This window comes from Nocardia sp. NPDC060220, from assembly GCF_042727815.1.
Taxonomy (GTDB): Bacteria; Actinomycetota; Actinomycetes; order Mycobacteriales; family Mycobacteriaceae; genus Nocardia.
This window is the reverse complement of the sequence record NZ_JBHWZY010001198.1, coordinates 1-1,626: the sequence shown is the minus strand read 5'-3', so window position 1 is coordinate 1,626 and position 1,626 is coordinate 1. Positions and strand designations below refer to the sequence as shown.

Genomic DNA, 1,626 nt, shown 5'->3' with positions numbered 1-1,626 from the left:
CATCATGGCGCCGCCGTCGCACCCCACGTGCGAGGCGACCAAGGTGACCACGGTGCCACCGGATGCGAGCGGCGCACCCGCGAGCTGCCACACGAGCCCGCGCTCGGGGTCGAACTCGACGGCGGCCTGCTCGAGGAACCAGTCGAGGACCCGCTCCTCGGGAATCGGGGTGTCCGACCAGCGCAGCGGCAGTGATTCGGTGGCGGGCTCCCAGTGCGCACGCGCGATCGGGAAGCGCGTGGTGCGGACCCGGCGCGCGATGAACCCGGTCGCCAGGTGCGCGTGCCAGTCGGCGAGCAGATCCCGGCTCAACGCGCTGTCGAAGCGGTACGCCAGCTGGTTGACCAGGGCGTTCGGGTAGAGGCTGTGCAGTTTGAAGAACAGATCGTCGTCGGCGGTGATCCGGTTGAGGTCGGTGGACACCGTGACAGCGGGGGCGATGACAGTCATCGAATGGCTCCTTAGCGGGAACGGAGAGTGCGCACGGTCAGCGGCGCGAAAACAGCGACCACGACCACCGAGGCGACCAGCGACCACCAGGCATCGGCGCCGACGGTGCCCTCCGCGGCGAGGGTGCGTACGGCAGAGACCAGGTAGGACACCGGATTCAGGTCCGAGACGTGCCGCATCCAGTTCGGCATCGATTCCTCGGGGACCAGCGCATTGGAGGCGAAGCCGAGAAAGGTGAGCACCAGCATGGACATGCCCTGCACGGCGGCTGGGCGGGCGATGGTGGCACCGATGAACGCGAACAACCAGCTGATGGCGGTGGTGGCGAACACGACCAGCACCGCGCCCGCCAGGAATCCGGCGGTGTGCGCGGGGTGGTAGCCCATGCCGAAGCCGACGATCACCACAGTGGTCGCGGCGATCAGGTAGCGCACGGCCCCGGCCAGCAATGCCCCGGCAACCGGGGCGGACCGGGCGATCGGCATGGCGACGAAACGGTCGAAGACACCGGAGTGGATGTCCTCGGACAATTGCACACCGGTGGCGACCGAGGAGGTGAGCACGATCTGGACCAGCACGCCGGGGATCATGATCGGCAGATACGCCGCCATGCTGCCGGCGATGGCCGTGCCGAAGATGCTGCCGAACAGCACCGGACCGACGATCGGCAGCAGAATGGCGTCGTAGAGCAGCTGCGGGCTGTGCCGGAAGGTGAGCAGTCCGCGCCAGGCCATCATCAGCGAATGCCGCAGGGCGGCAAGCTGACCGACACGGGTCACACGCGGCGCGCGCACCACCTGGAGCGGCTTGTCGACCGTGTGGGTCATGGTGGTCCTCGACCTTTCGCGAAGGGTGCTCATGCCGCGTCCACGGTGCGCGCGTGCCCGGTCAGCGACAGGAACACCTCGTTGAGATCGGGCCGGTCCACCGCGAAACCTCGCAGGGTGATGCCCTCGGCGCGGCAGGCGGCGACGATATCGGCGCCGCGTGTGACGTCGTGCAGTGCCACGGTCAACGTCCCCGTCGACGACCCTTCCGGGACGTCGCCGGTGATCTCCTGGATCAGCGCCTCGGCCCGGCGCAGTTCGGCGGTGTCGGGGATGTCCAGGCGCAGCACCTGCTCACCGATCGAGGACTTGAGTTCGGCGGGAGTGCCGTCGGCGACGAGCGTGCCAC

At 68.7% G+C, this 1,626-nt stretch carries 2 protein-coding genes and 1 pseudogene; all 3 read right to left on the bottom strand.

Annotated elements, in window-relative coordinates; genetic code table 11:
* A pseudogene (locus tag ACFWF3_RS35220) lies at positions 1-450 on the bottom strand (hypothetical protein); the annotation flags it as partial.
* An 11-nt stretch (positions 451-461) separates the two neighbouring features.
* The gene (locus ACFWF3_RS35215; protein WP_379318450.1) at positions 462-1,277 is read right to left on the bottom strand and encodes an ABC transporter permease; all 816 of its coding nucleotides are present in this window, start codon (positions 1,275-1,277) and stop codon (positions 462-464) included.
* A 29-nt stretch (positions 1,278-1,306) separates the two neighbouring features.
* A partial coding sequence (locus tag ACFWF3_RS35210) for a DUF4162 domain-containing protein (RefSeq protein WP_379318448.1) occupies positions 1,307-1,626 on the bottom strand: 320 nt, incomplete at its 5' end.